Below are 21,779 nucleotides of genomic sequence, written 5' to 3' on the forward strand. Positions count from 1 at the left end.
CCAGCGTTCGTCCTGAGCCAGGATCAAACTCTCATTTTAGAAATGAGAAATTTTACTAGCTCATTATTATTTGTTGTCATTCTTTTTCAAAAGAATTAAAAAGCGAATTGACTTCGCAAATGTTTAATTTTAAGTTCTACAACTTAAAACTACCTTACACTTGTAATCAAAATCTTGTTCAGTTTTCAAAGATCTACTCTTGATTGTTGCTGTTTAATTCTTCCTTAACGCAACGTGTTTAACTATACTACGTTGCGTTTTAAATGTCAACAGATAAACTCAATTATTTTAAATTTATTTGTTCAAGCATTGTATCCGGAGAACCCAGACAACAAAGACTATCATACAACGCTCATAATGAAGATGCAAGAGAAATGATTAAAATAATTAATTCAGTTCATAATCAGTGACTAATCGATTATTATCAAATCACTTTGTCTCCCTCACTGAGCATTTACTACTATACATGCGCTCAAATCATTTGTCAACACTTTTGGTCAAAAAAGGTCAAACTTTTTTAATTTTCATTTTTTATCAAGAAAATTGGCCTACTTTTTCTTTGAATATAAGTCAATTCCATCTTGCGGGTGTTGTCTTAGATAACGCGTCGTAAAAGCATCCACTGCACTCTTATCCTCTAAATCAACGTCAGCATCTTCCATCGCACTAACCAATTTCTTATAAAAGGCATCAAAATTAGAATCGTACATTGAACGTAATGCTTTACTATTATTTTCTACCCATTTATTCAAACTAGGACCATTACTAATAATTCCCTGATCGTTTAAATAAGAAAATAAATGGATTAAGGCAAAGGAAATTAGTTGAAACAGCGAGTCCGTTTTTTCATCACTATCTAGCATCAAGGTAAAACGATTAAACATTACGTTAGTAACCAAATCGACGTTCCAGTTCTTAGGCTGAACTCCCAACCCAACAATCGCAATTTCAGCAAAACTATCAATGATGGTATCAATCTCGTCAATCTCATCCTGCGTCTTCTCTAAGACATCAGGTTGATCATCAATATCATCTAACCAACGATCGATCATTTCCCCTACTTGTTGTACTTCTTCATCCTTATCCATGACTTCATCTCCTAAATCTAATCTTATTATTCACTTTATTATAGTAGAAACTCGAAATTAACATTAACTTTTGCACTTTAAAAAAAGTTAAGTAAAAACATGTATAATTATCAACGAATCATGTCAAAGGAGCATCGAATCTATGAATGACAATATCGTAATTGTAAGCGCAAAGAGGACTCCGATTGGTAAAATCAACGGCACCCTCGCTAGCCTAACTTCGGTTGATCTTGGAACCATTGCCGCCAAGGCAACCATCAAAGACGCGGGCATTGATCCAAAACAAATCGACCAAGTCATCTTTGGAAACGTAATTCAAGCGGGCGGTGGACAAAACGTCGCCAGACAAATCGAGTTAAACGCTGGCATTTCTGACACAGCCACCGCCTCCACCATTAACCAAGTTTGTGGTTCCGGTATGAAAGCGGTCCGAATGGGGCAATCCGCCATCCAAATGGGCGATGCTGACATCGTCCTTGTCGGAGGAACCGAAAGCATGTCGAACGCTCCCTACCTAAATATGAACGAAAGAAGGGGCCACAAGTTTGGCCCAATCACTTTAGAGGACAGCATTCAAAAAGACGGACTAAACGACGCCAGGAGTGGAAAACCGATGGGAATGACCGCCGAAAACGTTGCCGACCAGTTCAACATTTCAAGAAGGGATCAAGACGCTTTTGCCCTTCAGTCCCATCGAAAAGCCAGTGCCGCCCAACAAAATGGTTACTTTAATGAAGAAATGATCCCAATTGAAATCCAGAATCGCCATGGGAACACTATGGTTGATAAGGATGAGGGCGTTCGTTTTGATACCTCAATGGAACAATTAAAAAAGTTAAAACCATCCTTTAAAGAAAACGGCACGGTGACGGCCGGAAATGCTGCCAGCCTAAATGATGGGGCTTCCGCAATCCTATTAATGAAGCAAAGTAAGGCCAACGAGCTTGGTCTAACTCCGCTGGCGGTGCTGGATGACTACGCCGAAGCCGGATGTGACCCTAAAATCATGGGATATGCCCCCTACTACGCCGTTAATAAACTACTGGATAAGACGGGTCAACAAATCAGTGACTTTGATTTGTTTGAACTAAACGAAGCCTTTGCCTCTCAAAGTTTAGCGGTAGCACGGGACCTTCACATCCCAGACGCTAAGCTTAACATTACAGGTGGTGCCGTCTCAATGGGTCACCCCCTCGGCGATTCCGGTTCTAGAATCCTCATTACCTTAATTAACAACCTCAAACGAACTGGTCAGACTAAGGGACTGGCCACCCTCTGTATCGGTGGTGGAATGGGAATTGCGATGACAGTTCATACACTATAATGAAGAAACAAAAAAAGATCTCGGTAGTTAGATTCATTTCTAACTACCGGGGTCTTTATTTATCCTTGCTTCAATTGTTTTCTGGTCTTTTTCGCTGCAAGAATCAATCCAATCGCAATTCCAATCAATGCGAACAAAACCCATCCCATTCCGTACTGCGCCAGTGGCAAAAGATCATTGACCTTAAATAACCATGATAGTCCTGGCACATGTTTCAACTCTGAAATGGTGGTAATCCCACTCAAAAAGGCTGGAATGGCGATGAACCAGATCGTCATTTGGTAAACAATCTTAGAGTTTTTAAGTAATGGTTTAATTAACGAAATCAAAATCAGACAGATGGAAAACGGATAAACAATCATCAAGACTGGCATGATAAACTTAATCATTTCAGTCAGACCCAGCGTTGCCAAAAGTGCCGACATCCCCACCGCAAAAATCAGAACGGGGAGATACTTAAGTTTAGGAAAGACGTCAGACATTGTATCCGCAAAGGCACTACTCATCGCAATCGCCGTCTTAAGGCAGGCCACGATCACAATTAGCGCCAACAAAATGTTCCCATAACCACCAAAGTAGTGCGTTGCTATCTGAACAAGGGCAATGCCACCATTCGCTGACGGCCGAAAATCGCCCAGACTGCTAGCGCCCATGTAACTTAATAGAACGTAGACAACTGCCATCATCAATCCACCAATCAAGCCGGCCTTTCCAATGCTAACGGCTAACTGCTTGGGGCTTTTAGCTCCTAGTCCACGCACGGTTTCCACAATCACGATTCCAAAAGCAATCGATCCGGCCCCGTCAAGCGTGTTATATCCCTCAACGAAACCTGAAAGGAGTGGGGAATGCCCGTATTCACCCATTGGATGATAGAAATGTGGCGACCCCATTGGTTTAACAATCGACATGACGATGATGACCGCCAGTAAAATCAAAAACAACGGGGTCAAAAATTTTCCGATGTATTCCAGTAAGCGCCCTTGATTATACGAGAGTAAAAAAACGGCAATGAAGAAAATTAAAATAAATCCGATTAAGCCTAACTGCTGACGACCAGAACTAAGAAATGGTGCAATTCCAATCTGAAATGAAGTGGCTGCTAAACGAGGAATGGCCAAAAGTGGTCCCATTATAAAGGAAATTAAAATCGTAAAGACATACGCAAACGACTTACTGACGTTTGAAGAAATTTCAAAGGCTCCGGAACTGTCGGTGACCCCTAACGCAATGATCCCTAAGATGGGGAGACCAACTCCAGTTAAAACAAATCCGAGGGTTGCCCACCAAACGTTGCCACCAGCCATCTGTCCCATATTAACGGGAAAAATCAAATTGCCAGCTCCGAAGAAAATCCCAAACAACATAATTCCAACGTAAATAATCTGTCTTACACTTAATTTCTTTTCCAAGTTTTCTCCAACTTTCCTAAATTACTGTTCAATGCATTTTACCAGAAAAAAAGCCGGCTCCCTAATTAATTTGATGGTTGAAAAACCACATGAGCTTCACTATAATTATTTATCGTCTGATAATAAAAGTAAGGAAGTGTTATTATGTCTACTATTTACGTAAGAAAAGCTACTGAAGCTGACTTAAACGATATCTACACTATCATCAAAAACGCCAAGAAGTTTTTGGGCGAACAAGGCATCGACCAATGGCAAAGTGATTACCCGAGTGAAGAGGATTTAGCCAGAGACGTTAAATTTGGCATCTCATACGTCCTAGATGTTAACGGAAAAGTTGCTGGAACCGCCACCCTGCATTTAGGAATCGACCCCGATTACTTACACCTTGAAGGTGGCGAGTGGGAAAATGGTGACCAAGGTCACTACTCTGCCATTCACCGTATCGCCGTCTCAAACGACTATCGCGGTCAGGGACTAGCATCCAAATTCATCAGTGGCCTATTCACCATCTCAGCTTTTCGTGGTTTTAAAGACGTCAGAATCGACACTCATCCCGACAACAAGGGAATGCAGCACGTCATTCTCTCAAATGGTTTCACTAAACGTGGTATCATTTACGCAAACGGTAAAAAGAGTCATGGAACAAAACGTTTCGCTTACCAAATCGAACTAAAATAATAACTAGGAAGTGGCCAAATTGGGCGACACAGCGGTATTAATCAAATTGATCATAATGGCAACGTTCGGATTGATCGTAATTTTGGGCTGCATGGGATGGACCTATCACAAGACCCACAAATTAACGTCAAAACGTTTTTTGGCATTATCAGTGTTGGCAATTTGTTTCATTATCATCCTAATTATTCTGGCATAAAAAGAGGCTCAACCTATGATATTCATGGGTTGAGCCTTTTGTTTTGTAATTTTGTTTATTTTTTCTACTATAATTAATAACTAATCATTTATAATGTGTACCAGATTTCACATTCGCCCTATTAATTCTGTTATCTAAAGAATATAATTATTTATGTGTCAAAATTTAATAAAAAGTTAAAGGGTGTAAATTGGTTTGAAAAACAAGAAGAATATAATTATAGTCGTTTTAGTCGTTCTCCTAGCATTTGCTTTAGGAATAATATTTGCATTTAAAATAAATGGAAATAATAACAATAGTAATAAGAAAAATAATACCAGTATATCTAAGAAACGTAAGCCAAATAACCACAAAGATAAAAAAGCAACTAGCAACAAAAATAAGCAAACAACCGATCAATCTTCAACTAAAAATAACAGTTCAGATGCTGAGGAAACCGGAACAACTTTGCCTCAGTCATTACAGGGAGATTATAAAGGTCCCGACGGAGAAGATGGGATAACAGATACATTAACAATTGCTAGTGAAACTGTGGGACTTGGAACTAAAGATAGTAGTATTCTAGTTAAATCATATAAAAGGAATGGTAATACTTATACCATTAAAGGTGGTAGTAATTCTTACGATGGTGATACCACGGCATCATCAACTATGAGTAAGCCTGAAACAATTCAACTTACTAAAAATCAAAATGGTAGTATAACTATAACAGGAAGCACAAATGCCCATTTAAATAGTACATTTAGTGCCTCTAATTCTAGCGATAATAATTCTGACAACGATTCCTCAGATACCGATACCAATTCAAACGACGATAATTCAGATTCCAATACTGATTCTAATGATGACAATGATAATAACTCAGATACTGATACCAACTCTGACGATGACACAACTACAGAACCCAATACCAATAATGACCAAGATAATGATTAATCAATAAAAATATTCGGTTTTAATTATCATCCTAATTATTCTGGTATAAAAAGAGGCTCAATCTGTGATATTCACGGATTGGGCCTTTTGTTTTGAGATTTTTGAAATGACGAAAAACGTGTAAAATGAAATAGAGGTGAATTATAGATGGGAAACAAATTAGACTATGATAAAAATCAAAAGGAAATTATAAGTAAAGCTTCAAAAATATCTAGGCACTTATTACTTTCATTAATTATAACAATTCTAATCTTTATAATTGGAATTTTGATTTTATCTTCTACGAATAACAAACTAATTAATTATATTGTTTCATTTATTTTTGGTGTTTCTTTTACAATTATTGTCTCTAAAACTGGCTTAATTTTAATGCTTCACAAAAAGACAAAGAAAAAAGGAGCCAAACAATTACAAAGAAAGTCAGACATGATTAAGTTATTCACTATTATTTTAATGATTTTGGCATTCTTTCTATTATTAACATCAATTATTATAGTAGTGTTTAGTAACAATCAGTTTGTAATTGATTATTTTACAAGTTTAGCAGGAGTATTCACTTCATTTACCCTACTATATTATTATTTATGCAAAAGCATATTGAAGTACGGAAAACATCGTAATTAAAAATTTTAAGCAAAAAGATACATCTTAATAGTTATTTCTATTCACTGACTTAACCGTAATAAATAGTATGCATCAAAATGCTGACCTTTTTGCATATTAAATAGTTTACTAGGAGTAGATATATGATATTTCATGACTTATATACAACATTTACATGGATAACTTACATTTTAGCTTTATTGGGACTCCTTTATATTCTTGTTGCATATATTCGTTCTAAAATTTACTTAATAAAAACTCATAATTTTAAATATAAATTGCATAACATTAAATATATGATTATGATATTTTTCTATTGTTGCATAACAAGTTATTTGAGTCATGCTTTCTTTGATAAACATTACATTACTAATAACGCAGAGAAACGTCGTCAATTTCTACTTCACAATAATCTGGTCTTTTTCATTTTAATTGTGTTAGCTGCTTACTTCATTATCATCATCTTTTTAACCACTAGAAAAAAGATGAATGATGATGTAAGTTTAACTGCTAAATCTCTAACATATCGAGCATTAAAATCAAAGTTTTTTAAACACATTAACATTGCGTATTGGTTGGTAATTTGTTCTTGCGTAGCTGCAAGTGTAAACATCGTGTTAGTCACTATCTATCATTTACTTTAAGAAAAATAACATTTGAGGTGAAATAAAATGTCAGAAAAAGCCAATTACATTAAAGATCGAAAAGAATTTTTACATAAGTATCATACCGCTTCTCGCTTCTTGATCCCTTCTATCATAATATCAGTAATTTTTTTAGCCATATGATTTACTCTTATCAAGCTAGATGTAAATAGGGTTATTATTTTAATAATGGGATTACTGACTGGAATTGTACTGGCATTATTTATAGCCTCATTAGGAGCATGGTTAAATTTAAAAATTAAAAAACCTAAGAGTGTAAATTTAATGAGAAAGAAATACTGCCTTAATTTATGGATCTTAATAATTTTATTTGTCTTTGGTATATTACTTTTTATTATTTTAATTGTACTGATGCCAATTTTACATAATTTAAGTTATATATATCTTGTTTCTAACATAACCACATTTTCAATCTTTGGAAGTATATTTATTTATTCGATGGAAAAAGACATCTTAAAGTATCGAAAAAAGAAGTATTTAAAAGAATTTACTGAAGGAATTAAAAATGATGAAATATAAGGGCATTGATAACGTACTTTTACTGGAGGGATTCTCTTGCAATCATATTTTCAATTAGGTTATTATTTGCTGGCTAAATTATTCTTTTTTTGTATGCTTATAGTAATTATCTATGAAATTGTTGCCTATGAGCGTTCCAAACATTATTTTAAAAAAAGGGGAGAAATATTTAACAATATTTCTCCCCTAATATACATTTTGATTCTTTTTCTATATTTCGCTTCTAATAATATCATTGGGCATACTTTAACTGACAATTATATGTGGAACAAAACATTAACAGATCGCTGGAATTATTTAATCGGGAACCCTAGTGGACTAATTATGCTAATGTCATACGTAATTATTCTGACTAGTATTGTTTTGTGCATGACAATTAAACGCTGGAACATTTACAATAATGGGAACCAACAGCCAAAATTAATTAAACAACTGAAACAATCATTTTTTAGACATATTAATTATATCTATATATTAATTATATTTACTTGCATAATTTCATTTATTAATGTTGCATTAGGAATAATCTACCATTTTATATTTTACTAATAAGGTAATATCATAATTGTGAGGAGGAAGATAAATGTCTGAAAAACCGGACTACATCAAAGACTACCAAGAATACTTACATAAATACCACATTATGTCACGCTTATTGCTACCATCCATTATATTGGTAATCATTACCTTCACTTTGGGATCCATTCTCCTTAATATGCATGCAAACAAATTCATCCTTTGGATCATGGGGACAATCGATGGAATTACATTCTCGCTATTTATTACCGCACTAGGAACTACAATAAGATTAATGATAGAAAAATATAAGATTAAGCATAGGCGACCTTCAAGGTTAAAACATTATTATTGTTTATGGGTCATTATTTTATTTCTGTGTTTTGGAATTTTTGTTTTCATTGGATCAATTGAAATACTATTACTTTCAAACAATTTATGGGAGGCATATGAATCTCCAATGTTGCCAACGTTTTTAATTTGCTCTGGATTTTTATTATATTATCTTTCTAAAAGCACCTTAAAATATCGGAAAAAGAAATATTCAAAAGAACTTACTGAGGGAATTAAAAAGATGAAATAAGTAATTGAGATATAAATCAATAAATGGACCTGTAATTACAAATTACAGGTCCATTTATTTAATCATTTTAATACAACATAAATTACGCAAATAATGACATATATCATCCTACTAGTGCCGCTAAAAATGCAATTATTACAGCAATACCAACACTTTCACCCTCAATTGCATATCTTACATATGCCGGTGTCAACGCAAGCGTATCAGTCTTTTCTCCTAATTTATCGGTAACCTCATCATAAGCTTTTTCATAACTCTTAAAGTCAGGATAATCATGTGGATGAGAATCAATATCTATTGAAATAGAAAGCTCTGTATCAAAACTTTTATTATTAATTTTTAACTTAAAAATATTAAATTCTACTGATATACTCCAACCGTCTTTAGTTTCTACAATCTCAATTGAAACTTGACCATCTTCAATTTTTTGAACAAATTCCCACTTATTAAATAAACTAACGATGTATACGCCAGCATTAACATTGTTATTACAACTTTGCATGACCCAATCAAACATAAATTTTAGTGGTAATTTCCCATTACTAATGGTAAACATCCCAGATCCATGGACTGGCTTAATATCAGCTTCACCTACTAAAGTAATTTTTAATGATTTATTATCATTGTATAGCACATAAGGAACATCAATTTCTACCTGTGTATTATCAACAATATTCTTTAAAGCTTCTTTAGCAGACATTTCTCCAATTCCCGTTGGCTTAATCTTATTAGTACCATCATCTCTACCAGACGACGCATCTTGGTCAATCGCAATGTCACCTAAACTGTATTCAACAAATTGGTCAATTGCCCAATCTTTAGGCATCTGATAACCCAAATTTCCACTATATCCAGTTGACATATCAGATACAAACGCCGTTTTTGCAAGTCCTTTACCAAGGGCTTGAGCACAAACATTTCTGGTTCCGTAAATTCCTGCTTGATAACTTGAGCCGCCTAATGCTTTTTTGACTCCCTCCATATATGGAATAACCGTACTATCAATGTCACCAGCTTGAATATCAGTATCAACAGCAAAGTAAATAATAGTATCCTTTGGGAATCCAAGCCGTTGTGCTGTTGCATTTGCAATTCCTGCATCAGCACAACCCTGGCCGTATTTAAAGTATTCCTGACTGCCATCATTATCTTGATAGATTGGAAACACCTTTAGGCCACCATCAGTAATTCTTTTCAGTTCATCATCAGTCAGATTTTTGTTACGACGTTTTGAGCCAGTGCCAACTGATCCAGTTAAATAGCGACCAACAATTTCAAAGCCATAATTTTTGATGTTTTTAACGTCTTTATCACTTAATTGAAATGAAGTATCACAAGCATTTGAATCTCGATTAGTATTCCCATTACTGGTAAGCAACCCCTTGATAACGGTTAAATCAGCTTTCCCTGTAAATGGTGGTAAATTCATAAACTTCCTAAAATTAACCACATCTTCAGCAACCGAATTATTAAATACTCCATCAACAGATCCACTCAGAAAATCATTAACCATTAATCCATATTGAAGTAGCTTAACGCCTGCACCTTTGTCCCCTTCAGTTAAAGTTGGCGTTTTATTAATGGTTCCAGGTCCATAAACTCCGTTTGCTTGTCCAGGTGTCATTCCTTCAACAGCTTGCAGGGCATAAATCAAAGCTGTGTTTGTATTTCGTTGATACAAACCATCAGTTGGAACCAAGCCAAGATCATCACCAAAATAATCTAAATAGTTATGGTTTAAATATTGTTGCATTTGACGATATTTCTTTTTACCACCATCAAGTAATTCAAAGGCAGCCATATCAAATAGACCAGCCATTAATGGAACAGTAACCCCACCTTTATCTAATCCAGCATCATTACGTAATTTATTTACTGCATTCTGTGTATCTTTGGTATATTTCTCGTCAAACGCATTCGGACTAATTCCCTTACACCAGAAGGCACCTTGAATTAACTTCGCAATCTTACCCTTGTAACCGACCTTCAACTGATCAACCATCCCACTTAGTGCTTTCTTGGTTTTATCACCAAAACCACTACCAAGTGGACTAATCCCTAGTTCATGCTGAAGTCCCATTCTTAAAGCATAAATAGTTGGCCAACCCGTCTTTCCATTCTCCTTGACCTTATCAAATCCCGAAACATTACCGTATTCTTGGTTCAACCACTTTTGAACGCTTAAAACTTGTTCATCCATAATTATTTCCTCCTAAATTTCTCTTTATAAGATTTAAGAGTTAGCGCTAACTCGCACGTAAACACATCGAAATCAATTCGCAATCATGTAGAATAATCATTGAATCTTATAGACAAAAGTTCTACAATGATGGTAAAGAAAATCAGCTGAAATAATCTAAACCAACCTCACTTCGAGGTTGTTGCTTGATTTCTTATCTGTTTACAGGAACAATCATATATCCATAATTTCTACATGTCAATAATTTCATAGATTAATTTTCTATGTAAATAATTAAAAGGAGTCAAAAATGTCGATCTATCAACGTGTTAAAGAGCTTGCTAAAAATAAAAATATTTCCATTCGCGAATTAGAGCATCAACTTGGGTTCTCCAACGGAACCATGCAAAAGTGGGACCAAACCGCTAATTCGCAAAAACTCAAAAAAGTTGCCAACTACTTCAACGTCTCCGTTGACTATCTCTTAGGAAACTCAACTGGTAACTCGGCTGACTTAGATGACCTCTCAACGATCATGATGTTTGGGGGCAAACCCATCCCAGAAGAAGACCGTGAAACAGTCGTGGAAATCTTAAGGAAACTTCGAAATGCACGAAATCATCAATAGTCTTTTTAACTATGCGTTAGATAATGACATTGCCGTTGTATACACGGACAAACTCCATCAAAATACCCAATCCTTTGCGGACGTTCGTTCCCATTCAATTGTGATTAATGCCAACTGGCAGCTACGAAAACAACTTCCATTTATCATTGCGCACGAAATTAGCCACGTCCTGCAGTGCGATCAGGATGATGCCATTCTTAGTTTTACCACTCTGATGAATCCCAAGTACGAACAGAAGGCCAACGTGAATGCCGTTAGGCTTCTAGTTCCCTTCTACGCTGACAACAAGGAAATTGACCAGCTTAACCTAGAGGAATTCATGGATTTATTTGCCATCCCGGATTCACTACGTGACGTGTGTTTTACTGAAATTAAAGACTATGTTGATTGAAACATCAAAAAAGCTCAACTTCATTTCGAAGTTGAGCTTTTCATTTACGATCATCTATTCAAATAATTTTTTAGCGGCCTTGGCCAGAATCTTCGGATTCTTATCAAATCGTGGGTTGTCCACGAGTTTTGACATTGGAACACCAGCAAAGTGGTAAGCGGCCATTTCACCAGAACGAACGGCACTTTGTTCGGTGAAGACCATTTGGTAAGGTTGTTCAACAAACTCACCGGTGAATGCTAGATTCGTTGAATGGTCAGGGATGACCTTGGGACGGTCAATCTTAGCCCGGTTGTTAAACAATGCCGAAGCGTATGGCATGTAAACGGGAACCGAGTTGACAATTGAGTCCATGATTTCCTTTTCTTTATCACGGATGTTTACGGGACCCGGATCGACCTTTGAAAGCTGTCCGATCAACTCTTGAACCATTTCTTTTCCAGTCATCTTGATGTACTGCTTGTCGACGAATTCACCGCGACGATATGGATACAAGAAGTAACCCCAAAGAACGGTTTCGTTTGGCTTCTGGTCGGTGAAATGAGGTTGATGATGAACCACAATCGACATTCTCACGTCTTTTTGACCTAACGGAGTAATTGGACTCGTTGATAGGAAGGAGTTCAAAGCATTCCCAGGTAGTTGCGTAGTAATACGGGTGATTTCGTTTAAGAAAGTATGATCCTTAGTGGTTACGGTAAAACTACTCCAGCCACTGGCGTTCCGATCGGCGAAGAATTTGTCTGGATTCCCCAAGTTGTAGAAGTGATTGGTGGCTTTCTTCCACAAACTTGAAGCAGCTCCATAATCGGTGTTTTCACCGGACGGGGTGTTGAAGTCTCCAAGCGTAGCCGAATCGGTAATGGAACCATTGGTGAAGAAGACCGCAGTATCATCATCGACATCAATGTGTTCATCTTTACCAGTGTCAACGTTCTCCATTTCTAGGCCCTTAACGGTAATTTCTTCGTTCATTGGAGTTTCTTTGAAGTCCCAATCATTAACCCGACGGTTCAAGACGAAGGTTACGCCTTGTTTCTTCAAGTAATTAATTAATGGTAGCATCAAACTTTCGTACTGATTGTAGCGAGTTCGGTTAACCCCCACGAGCGTGTTAATTTGGGTAAATTCGTAAATCATTTGATGCATGTAACGCCTGAGTTCTTGAGCTGAACTTTGGGTACGAAAGGCAAAGGTCGTCTCCCACATGTACCAGAAGTTGGTTTGAAACATGTGGGGATCGTCCTTGAAGTAGTCAGCGATGGAGACGTTATCAAGTTCGGTTTCTTTGTCGTCTGGCATCATGATTAACTTCGTCAATAGGAGCCGATCCTTGTTGTTAAATCCCATTTTAGCGGAGTTAATAATGCCCTTTTCGCCTTCCATCAAACGCGCTTTATCGTAGGTCCGATGCTTAGAATCAAAGTCACGCGTGTCCTCTGCAGCAGTCATTCCCTCTTCGGTGGCTGACGGAACCCGACTTAAGAGATCCATCAAATCAACGTAGGTCCGGTAATTCAACATTCTTCCCCCACGAGCGACAAAGCCAGTTTGGTCAGACGTTTCATGATTACGATTCCAGTATTCATTACCGGTCACGTCAGTTTTGGCACCATCATTTGCGCCATGGTCGTCCAAGGAATAGAAAGTAATGTTCTTTCCGTCCCAGTGACCTTCTTGAATCAAGTAAACGGCAGCGGCCATGTTAGAAATGCCGGCACCAATCATAATTGCTTTTTTCTTAGTCATATTAAACCTCCTAGATTTAAATACGTAGTAAGCACTGGTCTCTATGTTAGCAGTTTCACATATGCTTATATCTATATTATAACGTACCCAAAAGTTGGAGTGTAACTTATCAATTTGATTTAATAATTTATTTAATTAATGTTCTTACGTCAACCATTAAGCAACTCACATGTCAGCCTGCGAATAGATAATTAAGGTCGTAATCTGGTACAATATAATAGAAGAAAGGTGGTAATTACTATGCCAGAAACAGTATTTTTCAATCCCGGCGACTCACTTGGAAACTTTCACGACTATAATGATGCAGTTCGTTCTGCTCAACTTTACCGTGACAAACAAGTGGAGGCCAAAAACGTCGTAGTAGTTCATGGAAAAGACAAAAAATCATTCGATATTTTCCTTTCGGATAACGCTCAATCAGATGCTAAAAATAACGATCAAACTTCGCCCTATTACGTTAATAAACGAATCTAATTAATTGATTTAATTTAATTGGAAATTACGTAATTATTAGTGTACAATTGATTATATTAAATAACCAAACGTATGTTCGCAATTATGTAATATGTAAAAAGAAAGGAATTTTATGGCAAATTCTAAAAACAGTGTCGACGGGCGTCAAATCGAGCTCGATAAAGCACTTAGCAAGATCAAAAAAGAATTTGGGACCGGTGCTATCATGCGGATGGGCGAGTCCCCTAACCAAAACGTTGATTCCATTTCAACTGGTATTTTATCGTTAGATATTGCCCTTGGCATTGGGGGATTCCCTCGTGGTCGTGTGGTTGAGATCTTCGGTGCCGAATCATCAGGTAAAACCACGATCGCTCTTCAGACCGTTGCTGCTTTACAACAAGCTGGCGGAACGGCCGCATACATCGATGCCGAAAACGCGATGGATCCGGAATACGCTCACAGCCTGGGAGTTAACATTGATAACCTTTTGTTATCTCAACCAGGAACCGGTGAAGAAGGACTACAAATTGCCGATGCACTGGTACAATCCGGTGCCATCGACTTAATCGTTGTCGACTCAGTGGCCGCCTTAGTTCCGAAGTCTGAAATTGAGGGTGACATTGGTGATTCTCACGTTGGTTTACAGGCTCGTCTAATGTCACAGGCACTTAGAAAATTAGCTTCCAGTATCAACAAGACCAACACCGTTGTCATCTTCATCAACCAGCTAAGAGAAAAAGTTGGTGTGATGTTTGGTAACCCAGAAACAACCCCTGGTGGACGGGCCCTTAAGTTTTACTCAAGTGTACGACTCCGTGTTAGTTCCGGTAAACAATCCAAAGAAGGTCAAGACGTTGTTGGTCGAGAAACCAAAATCAAAGTCGTAAAGAATAAGGTGGCTCCGCCATTCAAGACCGTTGATACTTTGATGAGTTTCGGAAAGGGTATCGAACCAATTGCCGATATGGTCAACCTAGCCGTTGACAAAGACATCGTCGACAAATCTGGATCATGGTACTCATACGGTGAAGAACGACTGGGACAAGGTCTAAACAAGACCGTGGCTAACCTGCGTGACAAACCTGAGATGGTCGAAGAAATCAAGAACAAGGTCAGAGAAGCCTATGGCATCGCTAATGATGAAGAATCAAAGGACGATGACAGTGACAAGGATGCAAAATCCAAGTCAACTGACAATAAGGCCACTACTAAGAAAACAACCAAAGCAAGTACCAAAAAAGATAGCGAAACTAAGTTAGACGTTTAATTAAATGGAAAAGCATCAAATCATTATGTAATGATTTGATGCTTTTTTAATACAAATAATAATCTTGATAAAGCTTTAAACAATATTTTAATTAAATCTACATAAGTCAAATATCGAATACTCAAATGAATTTTCAGTGTAATTACACAACTATAAAAAACAATTTTTATAACTTTTAAAAAATTGTTGACTTTCTATATCGTTTAATTTATATTAATTATGGTAATTAAGCCTCTCACAAGAAAGGAAGATTTAATATGAAGTACTTGTTTAATTTACAAGCACAACCAAACGTGGAGTTAAAGAAGAAGCGTCGTCATCACCATCACGGAGTACGAAGTAATATCAGTGTTCAATGTGATGTTCGAAGCAATGTAAGTGTCTTCTGTCAGTAATTTAACAATAGGTGTATTTATTATGAAAACTTTGCTAGACCTCCAAAAGACTGTGGGTAAAAATGCCAAGAAGCTTGTTGGCGGGAAAAAAGATTCTCATATTAGTGTTATGGGATGTGGCAACAACAGCAATATTAGTATTATGTGCAAATAATACTATAGGAGCATTTCATGAAACCTATTCTGCAATTACAACAACTTGATAATGTAGCATTAAGAAAAAAGCGCCGAAAAGGACGTAAGGGTTCTCATCTGAGCGTTGGATGCACAATTAACAGTGACGTTAGTATTCTTATATGCAAGAGATAAGAGAGCCTTAATAGGACTCTCTTTTTATTTTAAACTTAAAGGATGTAGTTATGGATTTAAGATATTTAGATTATTTAAAAAAAGGATCATTATTTTATCAACCCACCACAGCCGAAACAAACAGTTTAATTTATAAAGTTACTATTCACGACAAGGATAAATGGAATCATAATATCGATAAAAATTGGAATTATTTTATCAATAAAAATAGACAACTGCCAAACCAAGGGTGGAAAATTCATGTAACATCTCCCATTGATTATGCGCAAAAAACATTGGACCAAATCACACCGTATTTGATAGAAAATAACATTTCTTTTAAATTTGTTCCTACCAAAAAAGAATTAATTATGAAAAATTCAAAATATGGTGATCGATCTGCATGTGGAAAATTCATAACAATTTACCCCAAAGATGAAGATCAATTTATTCAACTATTAAGTCCCCTAACTGACCTAACCAATGACATCCCCAAGGGTGCATATATTTTAAACGATAAACAGTGGTACAATTCCAACATCTTCTTTAGGTATGGGGGATTTATTGGAATGCCAATGGTACATGATGGAAAAACGATCATGGGAATCAAAAATCCAAATGGAGAGTTAGTGCCAGACTTAAGGGTTCCATACTATAACGTTCCCTCATTTATTTCTGAACCAAAAGAAATTAAAAAAATGGATAAAATACAAACGATTGAATATTCCAAAATTGATTTAACTAAATTCAAACGCTATGAGGTTATTTCCGCAATTCACTTTAGTAATGGTGGCGGCGTCTATCAAGTCACAAAAGATGGTAAAAATTATGTAATGAAGGAGGGACGAAAACAGTCTGGAATTGATGCACAAGGGAATGATGGTTTTTTCCGTGTAAAGAATGAATACAATACCCTAAAAAAATTAAATGGGATTAACAGAACAGTTAAGGTCTATGATTATTTTGAGATATGGGAAAATAATTACTTGATTGAAGAATTTGTTCCTGGAAATTCATTATCCGATTTCATTCCAGAAAACTTTCCTTTCTCATACGAAAAGAATCGAAATGAATATTTAAAACTTATAGATCAATTAATCAAACAATTAAAAGTGGCAATCACAGAAGTTCATCAGGCTGGTTTTGCTATTGGTGACTTAAATCCAAATAATATTATGGTTACTCCTAACAATAACATTAAACTAATCGATTTTGAGACTGCTACCCTCCTCTCAAATGAATATCATCCAGAACTACAAACTATGGGATACGTTAATTCTAAAATTAGTGACTTTAAAAGTGCTGATTGGTTTGCTTACATGAGGATCTCAAGATTTTTGTTACTACCGATTGAGTTCGTTTCTGATTTGTCTTTAAAAATTGAAGAAAATCAAAATAAATGGATAACAGATTATTTTGGAGAAAAAGCACTTGATATATTACAAAATACAGAAAAGGATTGTAAAAATTTCATTCCAAAATTAAAGAACATTTTCGACGTCCCAAAATTTGAAATCAATATAAAAGCAGTAGACAAACTCATCAATGGGTTAAAAACCGGAATAATTGAATATTCATCAAATCAAAATGATAGTTTTTCAGGTGGTGACATTAGACAATTTATTGACAAGCTTGGAAAAGTTAACATCGCTAATGGTGGTTTTGGAATACTAATGGCATTAAATCGGAGTAATACAAAGTTAACAAAAGAAATCAATTGGGCTAATAATAGCAGCAAAAATCTTATTAGCCACTTCAATGAAGACACCAGTCTTGGACTATTTAATGGTATTTCAGGAATCGCGTCTATTTTAGATGATTTAAACTTACAGGAACATTCAAACCAATTTCTTGAATTTATACTTGATCAAAAAAATAGAATTTTAAAAGAAACAGATTACACTCTTTACTCTGGATTAAGCGGAATTGGTTTAAGTTTACTAGCCTTCTTTAAAAAAAATAATAATAATAAATTTTTAGAAATGAGTAAATTAATCGCGATCCGCTTAAATACATTATTTATAAATGGTTCGGGAACTCAACCAGATGATGAAGATACCATTCCTTATGGATTAATGAATGGATGGTCAGGCGCGAGTTTATTTTTATTACTACTATTTGATGTAACAAAAAACAAAGAAACTCTGAAAAATGCCAAAGATATGTTGAATTTTGAACTAGATAAAAACATTGAAATTTCCGACTCACAATCTGCAGAGATTTTGGATAATTCAATTGGTTTTCCCAGAATACTTCCATATCTAGGAGAAGGAGGAGTTGGTGTCGGATTAGTATTGAGCCAATTTATTAGGCGCTTACATGAATTTCAAAACGAAAAATATTTAAACCTTCAAGAACAATTCACTAAAAATCTCCAAACTTACTGCACATACTCATCTGGACTAACCAGAGGGATCAGTGGAATTATCCTTATAGGAATTGATAATAAAAACAAATTATCCGACATCGATAAATTAGTCCAGTCATTAGAAAACTATCTGCTTGTAGATTCTAATAATAATATTATGTCACCCGGAACATATGGATATCGTTTTTCAAATGATTTGTTTACTGGAAATGCTGGTCTAATGACTGTCTTACAAGGCATTAAAGATAATAACGCTTGGAAATGGATGCCAGTGCCTAAATCTGTCTTAAATCAACTGTTTCTTTCCTAATCAAAATTAAATTAATGTCATCGTATAAAATCATTTATTATGATTAATTCTTAAATAAATTAAAAGTAGGAAAATAATGAAAAAGACAAAAATTAATTTCATTAAACTAGATGCCGGCTTCTTCGTTGGACTCGGTTTAAGTCTGATTGGAACAATAGTTTCTTTATTTATTCCCCTATTAATTGGTAAGGCTATCAACATTAAATCGTTACTCAGTCAAAAAAATAATACGTGGACAATTATTGGAATTTTGGCCTTGCTAATTTTTAGTGCCATTTTTACAGCAATTAGTGGATATTTGCTTAGTCGTTCAGGAGCCAAACAAATTGCAAATATTCGCACTCGTATTCAAGATCATCTTCTTTATTTACCAACTACCTATTTTGATAACCAATTAAGTGGAAAACTTTCTAGTAGAGTTATTAATGATGCCTCAATAATTCAAAACTTTACTACTGAAATGATCCCCTCTTCAATTAGTGGAATAATTACTGTGGTGGGAACATTTGCAATTTTATTTTCACTTGATTGGAAACTATCTTTACTTATCTTAATTGCATTTCCACTAGACGCGATGGTTACCATCCCAATTGGAATAATTGATGAGAAGGTTTCAATTAAATCTCAAGAGAAACTAGCTCAAATGAATGAAACCAGTTCTGAAAGTCTTAGAAACATTCGAGCGGTTAAATTAAATAACGCAGAACATAGTATCCAAAATAAATTCAAAAAAGACGTAAATGCTCTTTATCATTTATCACTAAAAATGAATGCAATTTTTGCTATAACAGGTCCAATTCAAACCATGTTTGGACTTTTATTGATTATTATAATCATTTGGTACGGTGGTGTTCGGGTATCAGCTGGAACTCTTTCCATTGGAACCCTAGTCGCTTTTCTAATGTATCTATTCCAAGTAATTGGACCAATTAATGTCATAGCTGATTTCTATGCAAGCTACAAGCAAGCAAAGGGAGCAACAAAACAAATTACTAGAATCTTACAGTTAAGTCCAGAAAATAACTATAAAAATCCTGTTATTAAAAACACTTCAAAAAATTCAGTTATTAAATTAAAAAATGTATCTTTTTCTTATGAAAATCACCTAGTACTAAGTAATGTTTCAATGGATTTTACTCCTGGTGATAAAATTGCAATCGTTGGTCCCTCAGGCGCTGGGAAAACCACTATTATCAATTTATTAACAAGACTTTATCCAATCCAATATGGAAAACTCTTGTTTGATGACAATGACGCTTCTAATTTTTCTATTTCGCAATGGCGTTCGCTTTTTGGAGTAGTAACTCAAGATAACACTATTTTTTCTGGAACATTTTATGATAACTTAGTTCTTGGTTTAGTAAATATCCCAAGCAAATCAGAAATATCAACAGCAATTAAAATTGCTGATTTAGAAAATTGTGTATCATCATTACCAGATGGAATAAAAACAATCATTGGTGAACAAGGACTTAAATTATCTGGAGGACAAAGACAACGATTACAAATTGCTAGAGCATATTTAAAACATCCTAAATTCCTAATTCTTGATGAAGCAACTTCTAGTCTGGACTCTGATTCTGAACAATTAGTAACACATGAAATTGATAAGATGATGACCGGCAAAACAATTATTGCCATTGCACACAGACTTTCAACCATTATAAATGCCGATAAAATATACTTTCTAGACCGTCACAAAATATTAGGCTTTGGAAACCACGAAGAATTAATGAATCGAGTTCCAGAATATCATCGCTTCGTAAATGAACAATTCATTGATAAAAACTAAAAAAGCATCAAATCATTACATAATGATTTGATGCTTTTTTAGTTTGTTATTTAATTACGCTTTTCTCATTAACTTACTACCAACATAGTAGATAATGGCAATCACAATCATAGAAATGAAAGTGGCTCCAACCGTCGCCTTAATAATTGGCAACATGTTTAACGCAATGTACAATACCACCCCGATGGCGATACATAACATCGCAAACCAGTTAATTCCATTTTTGTACCAATACTTTCCGGCGGGAGTTTCTAAGGCTTTTAAATCGTATTTCCCATCTGACAAGCCAAAGTAATCAACCACCAAGATGGCAATGATTGGACCAAGAAACATCCCAGTATAGTTCAGAAATGCGGTAAAGGCATCAAGGAAACTACCGTTAATCAAAGGAACCAGTGTCAAAATCATGGACAAGATGGTAACGATGAACAGTGATTTATTCAAACTAATCTTAGGAATCAAGTTATTTAGGGCGGAGCCACCAGACTGAATGTTGACGGCGTTGGCAGTCATACTGGTCAAAACAATGACAACCATCGCAATAACTCCTAGTCCCAATTTATTAGCAACCGTACTAGGATCGGAGTTATTAGGATTGAAGACCCCGGACGTCAAGGCAACACTTAGCGTCGTGCACAGACCGATGATGACAAAACTGACCATCCCAAGAATGGCACCGACATATGGAGCCTGGGTGGCAATGCGTTTACTGGAAGTGAACCGAGTAAAGTCAGCTCCACCAACTACCCAACCAAGGGCAGCTGCGGCAATCGTATCGAGGGCGACCCCAAACGGCATCCGGGCTTTCATTGGAACTTGATACTTGGCAATCTGTGAAAACGAAACGTCACGAAAAACCACGATGACTTCGATAATCACAAAAATAATTACCAAAATCACTCCAATTCGTTCGATAATTTGAACGGATTTGGGACCAGCGATAATACTAAGTAAGTGCAGAATGCTCATGATGATAATTCCAACAATAATCCCAAAGTAGCCGCCGGGTTGACCAAACAACGCCCAGCCAAACATACTGTGGAACAGATACGCAAGGGAAGTAGCGGCGATAAACGTGTTAACGGCCGTCCACCCCATAAAAAGCGTCAGATTAATGACTGATGGCACGACACTTCCCCGAATTCCAAAGGGAGCTCTGGACAAGATCGTGGTCGATGCCCCCGTTTGATATCCCATGTAGCCCACCATGCTCAAAAACGCGAAGGCAATTGCCGAAGCAATGACGGCGGAACTAATTCCGCCAAAGAAACCAGCGGCGGCAATCACGCCACCAATGAACCAGGTTCCGTTGTTAGCGTTCGCTCCGAACCACGTGGCAAACATATCCCAATAATTCATGTCTCGTTCGGAAATTGGGATTGACTCAAATGCATATTTCTTATTTCGCTCCATTTTATCCTCCAATTATTAACGAC

21 protein-coding genes are annotated in these 21,779 nt (G+C 36.0%); 16 read left to right on the forward strand and 5 right to left on the reverse strand.

The genetic code is table 11. The features are described 5' to 3' along the window. Positions 1-548: 548 nt before the first annotated feature. Positions 549-1,088 (reverse strand): hypothetical protein, encoded by a 540-nt coding sequence (locus tag AC6UDE_RS00005; protein WP_500696182.1) that lies wholly within the window; start codon positions 1,086-1,088, stop codon positions 549-551. Between the two features lie 142 nt (positions 1,089-1,230). Between AC6UDE_RS00005 and AC6UDE_RS00010 the strand changes: the two genes are divergently transcribed. Further along, a complete protein-coding gene (locus AC6UDE_RS00010) occupies positions 1,231-2,412 on the forward strand; it encodes a thiolase family protein (protein ID WP_500696183.1) in 1,182 nt (393 codons plus the stop codon). A gap of 59 nt (positions 2,413-2,471) precedes the next feature. On the opposite strand, the gene brnQ is transcribed toward AC6UDE_RS00010, so the two are convergent. Next, positions 2,472-3,824 carry a branched-chain amino acid transport system II carrier protein gene (gene brnQ, locus AC6UDE_RS00015; protein WP_500696184.1) on the reverse strand — a complete coding sequence of 451 codons (1,353 nt, stop codon included), beginning with the start codon at positions 3,822-3,824 and terminating at the stop codon, positions 2,472-2,474. Between the two features lie 144 nt (positions 3,825-3,968). Here brnQ and AC6UDE_RS00020 point away from each other — a divergent pair, with 144 nt between their 5' ends. The 6 genes from AC6UDE_RS00020 (at position 3,969) to AC6UDE_RS00045 (ending at position 8,520) form a co-directional block, all read left to right on the forward strand. After that, complete coding sequence (locus AC6UDE_RS00020) at positions 3,969-4,502, forward strand: GNAT family N-acetyltransferase (protein ID WP_500696185.1); 534 nt, start codon at positions 3,969-3,971, stop codon at positions 4,500-4,502. A gap of 391 nt (positions 4,503-4,893) precedes the next feature. Next, positions 4,894-5,634 (forward strand): hypothetical protein, encoded by a 741-nt coding sequence (locus AC6UDE_RS00025; RefSeq protein ID WP_500696186.1) that lies wholly within the window; start codon positions 4,894-4,896, stop codon positions 5,632-5,634. Between the two features lie 147 nt (positions 5,635-5,781). Then, a complete protein-coding gene (locus tag AC6UDE_RS00030) occupies positions 5,782-6,258 on the forward strand; it encodes a hypothetical protein (protein ID WP_500696187.1) in 477 nt (158 codons plus the stop codon). A gap of 314 nt (positions 6,259-6,572) precedes the next feature. Beyond that, on the forward strand, positions 6,573-6,881 hold the full coding sequence (locus AC6UDE_RS00035) for a hypothetical protein (protein ID WP_500696188.1): 309 nt from the start codon (positions 6,573-6,575) through the stop codon (positions 6,879-6,881). Positions 6,882-7,070: 189 nt separating this feature from the next. Further along, positions 7,071-7,421 (forward strand): hypothetical protein, encoded by a 351-nt coding sequence (locus tag AC6UDE_RS00040; RefSeq protein ID WP_500696189.1) that lies wholly within the window; start codon positions 7,071-7,073, stop codon positions 7,419-7,421. Positions 7,422-8,004: 583 nt separating this feature from the next. Beyond that, the gene (locus AC6UDE_RS00045) at positions 8,005-8,520 is read left to right on the forward strand and encodes a hypothetical protein (protein ID WP_500696190.1); all 516 of its coding nucleotides are present in this window, start codon (positions 8,005-8,007) and stop codon (positions 8,518-8,520) included. 103 nt (positions 8,521-8,623) lie between these two features. Here the strand turns inward: AC6UDE_RS00045 and AC6UDE_RS00050 are convergent, their stop codons facing one another. Beyond that, the gene (locus AC6UDE_RS00050) at positions 8,624-10,720 is read right to left on the reverse strand and encodes a glycoside hydrolase domain-containing protein (RefSeq protein WP_500696191.1); all 2,097 of its coding nucleotides are present in this window, start codon (positions 10,718-10,720) and stop codon (positions 8,624-8,626) included. Positions 10,721-11,009: 289 nt separating this feature from the next. Between AC6UDE_RS00050 and AC6UDE_RS00055 the strand changes: the two genes are divergently transcribed. Together AC6UDE_RS00055 and AC6UDE_RS00060 are read left to right on the forward strand one after the other, a co-directional pair. Continuing rightward, entirely contained in the window at positions 11,010-11,327 is a 318-nt protein-coding gene (locus AC6UDE_RS00055; protein WP_500694272.1) for a helix-turn-helix domain-containing protein, read from the forward strand. After that, positions 11,308-11,718, forward strand: coding sequence for an ImmA/IrrE family metallo-endopeptidase (locus AC6UDE_RS00060; RefSeq protein ID WP_500694271.1), 411 nt, complete (start codon positions 11,308-11,310; stop codon positions 11,716-11,718). Before AC6UDE_RS00055 ends, AC6UDE_RS00060 begins: the two co-directional genes overlap by 20 nt. A gap of 54 nt (positions 11,719-11,772) precedes the next feature. Here the strand turns inward: AC6UDE_RS00060 and AC6UDE_RS00065 are convergent, their stop codons facing one another. Beyond that, positions 11,773-13,467, reverse strand: coding sequence for an oleate hydratase (locus AC6UDE_RS00065; RefSeq protein WP_500696192.1), 1,695 nt, complete (start codon positions 13,465-13,467; stop codon positions 11,773-11,775). A 240-nt stretch (positions 13,468-13,707) separates the two neighbouring features. On the opposite strand from AC6UDE_RS00065, the gene AC6UDE_RS00070 reads away from it, so the two are divergent. The 7 genes from AC6UDE_RS00070 to AC6UDE_RS00100 all read left to right on the forward strand — a co-directional run bounded on the left by AC6UDE_RS00070 (position 13,708) and on the right by AC6UDE_RS00100 (position 20,343). Beyond that, positions 13,708-13,941 carry a hypothetical protein gene (locus AC6UDE_RS00070; RefSeq protein ID WP_500694270.1) on the forward strand — a complete coding sequence of 78 codons (234 nt, stop codon included), beginning with the start codon at positions 13,708-13,710 and terminating at the stop codon, positions 13,939-13,941. A 112-nt stretch (positions 13,942-14,053) separates the two neighbouring features. Then, positions 14,054-15,190, forward strand: a complete 1,137-nt coding sequence (recA, locus tag AC6UDE_RS00075) for a recombinase RecA (protein ID WP_500694269.1) — start codon at positions 14,054-14,056, stop codon at positions 15,188-15,190. Between the two features lie 257 nt (positions 15,191-15,447). Beyond that, positions 15,448-15,585 carry a hypothetical protein gene (locus tag AC6UDE_RS00080; RefSeq protein ID WP_500696193.1) on the forward strand — a complete coding sequence of 46 codons (138 nt, stop codon included), beginning with the start codon at positions 15,448-15,450 and terminating at the stop codon, positions 15,583-15,585. A gap of 22 nt (positions 15,586-15,607) precedes the next feature. After that, positions 15,608-15,739 carry a class III lanthipeptide gene (locus AC6UDE_RS00085; protein WP_500694267.1) on the forward strand — a complete coding sequence of 44 codons (132 nt, stop codon included), beginning with the start codon at positions 15,608-15,610 and terminating at the stop codon, positions 15,737-15,739. A gap of 17 nt (positions 15,740-15,756) precedes the next feature. After that, the gene (locus AC6UDE_RS00090) at positions 15,757-15,894 is read left to right on the forward strand and encodes a class III lanthipeptide (RefSeq protein ID WP_500694266.1); all 138 of its coding nucleotides are present in this window, start codon (positions 15,757-15,759) and stop codon (positions 15,892-15,894) included. 50 nt (positions 15,895-15,944) lie between these two features. Further along, positions 15,945-18,551 carry a class III lanthionine synthetase LanKC gene (gene lanKC / locus AC6UDE_RS00095; RefSeq protein WP_500696194.1) on the forward strand — a complete coding sequence of 869 codons (2,607 nt, stop codon included), beginning with the start codon at positions 15,945-15,947 and terminating at the stop codon, positions 18,549-18,551. 76 nt (positions 18,552-18,627) lie between these two features. After that, a complete protein-coding gene (locus AC6UDE_RS00100; RefSeq protein WP_500696195.1) occupies positions 18,628-20,343 on the forward strand; it encodes an ABC transporter ATP-binding protein in 1,716 nt (571 codons plus the stop codon). 54 nt (positions 20,344-20,397) lie between these two features. Here AC6UDE_RS00100 and AC6UDE_RS00105 read toward each other — a convergent pair whose 3' ends face one another. Then, on the reverse strand, positions 20,398-21,756 hold the full coding sequence (locus tag AC6UDE_RS00105) for a cytosine permease (protein ID WP_500694263.1): 1,359 nt from the start codon (positions 21,754-21,756) through the stop codon (positions 20,398-20,400). Positions 21,757-21,779 lie beyond the last annotated feature (23 nt).

This window comes from Fructilactobacillus sp. X2R5C3 (assembly GCF_059901325.1).

Bases quoted from the DNA above. Each gene is read 5' to 3' on its own strand.
- AC6UDE_RS00005 (WP_500696182.1), bottom strand. From the start codon at position 1,088: ATGGATAAGGATGAAGAAGTACAACAAGTAGGGGAAATGATCGATCGT.
- AC6UDE_RS00010 (WP_500696183.1), top strand. From the start codon at position 1,231: ATGAATGACAATATCGTAATTGTAAGCGCAAAGAGGACTCCGATTGGT.
- AC6UDE_RS00020 (WP_500696185.1), top strand. From the start codon at position 3,969: ATGTCTACTATTTACGTAAGAAAAGCTACTGAAGCTGACTTAAACGAT.
- AC6UDE_RS00030 (WP_500696187.1), top strand. From the start codon at position 5,782: ATGGGAAACAAATTAGACTATGATAAAAATCAAAAGGAAATTATAAGT.
- AC6UDE_RS00040 (WP_500696189.1), top strand. From the start codon at position 7,071: ATGGGATTACTGACTGGAATTGTACTGGCATTATTTATAGCCTCATTA.
- AC6UDE_RS00045 (WP_500696190.1), top strand. From the start codon at position 8,005: ATGTCTGAAAAACCGGACTACATCAAAGACTACCAAGAATACTTACAT.
- AC6UDE_RS00050 (WP_500696191.1), bottom strand. From the start codon at position 10,720: ATGGATGAACAAGTTTTAAGCGTTCAAAAGTGGTTGAACCAAGAATAC.
- AC6UDE_RS00055 (WP_500694272.1), top strand. From the start codon at position 11,010: ATGTCGATCTATCAACGTGTTAAAGAGCTTGCTAAAAATAAAAATATT.
- AC6UDE_RS00060 (WP_500694271.1), top strand. From the start codon at position 11,308: ATGCACGAAATCATCAATAGTCTTTTTAACTATGCGTTAGATAATGAC.
- AC6UDE_RS00065 (WP_500696192.1), bottom strand. From the start codon at position 13,467: ATGACTAAGAAAAAAGCAATTATGATTGGTGCCGGCATTTCTAACATG.
- AC6UDE_RS00070 (WP_500694270.1), top strand. From the start codon at position 13,708: ATGCCAGAAACAGTATTTTTCAATCCCGGCGACTCACTTGGAAACTTT.
- recA (WP_500694269.1), top strand. From the start codon at position 14,054: ATGGCAAATTCTAAAAACAGTGTCGACGGGCGTCAAATCGAGCTCGAT.
- AC6UDE_RS00080 (WP_500696193.1), top strand. From the start codon at position 15,448: ATGAAGTACTTGTTTAATTTACAAGCACAACCAAACGTGGAGTTAAAG.
- AC6UDE_RS00085 (WP_500694267.1), top strand. From the start codon at position 15,608: ATGAAAACTTTGCTAGACCTCCAAAAGACTGTGGGTAAAAATGCCAAG.
- AC6UDE_RS00090 (WP_500694266.1), top strand. From the start codon at position 15,757: ATGAAACCTATTCTGCAATTACAACAACTTGATAATGTAGCATTAAGA.
- lanKC (WP_500696194.1), top strand. From the start codon at position 15,945: ATGGATTTAAGATATTTAGATTATTTAAAAAAAGGATCATTATTTTAT.
- AC6UDE_RS00100 (WP_500696195.1), top strand. From the start codon at position 18,628: ATGAAAAAGACAAAAATTAATTTCATTAAACTAGATGCCGGCTTCTTC.
- AC6UDE_RS00105 (WP_500694263.1), bottom strand. From the start codon at position 21,756: ATGGAGCGAAATAAGAAATATGCATTTGAGTCAATCCCAATTTCCGAA.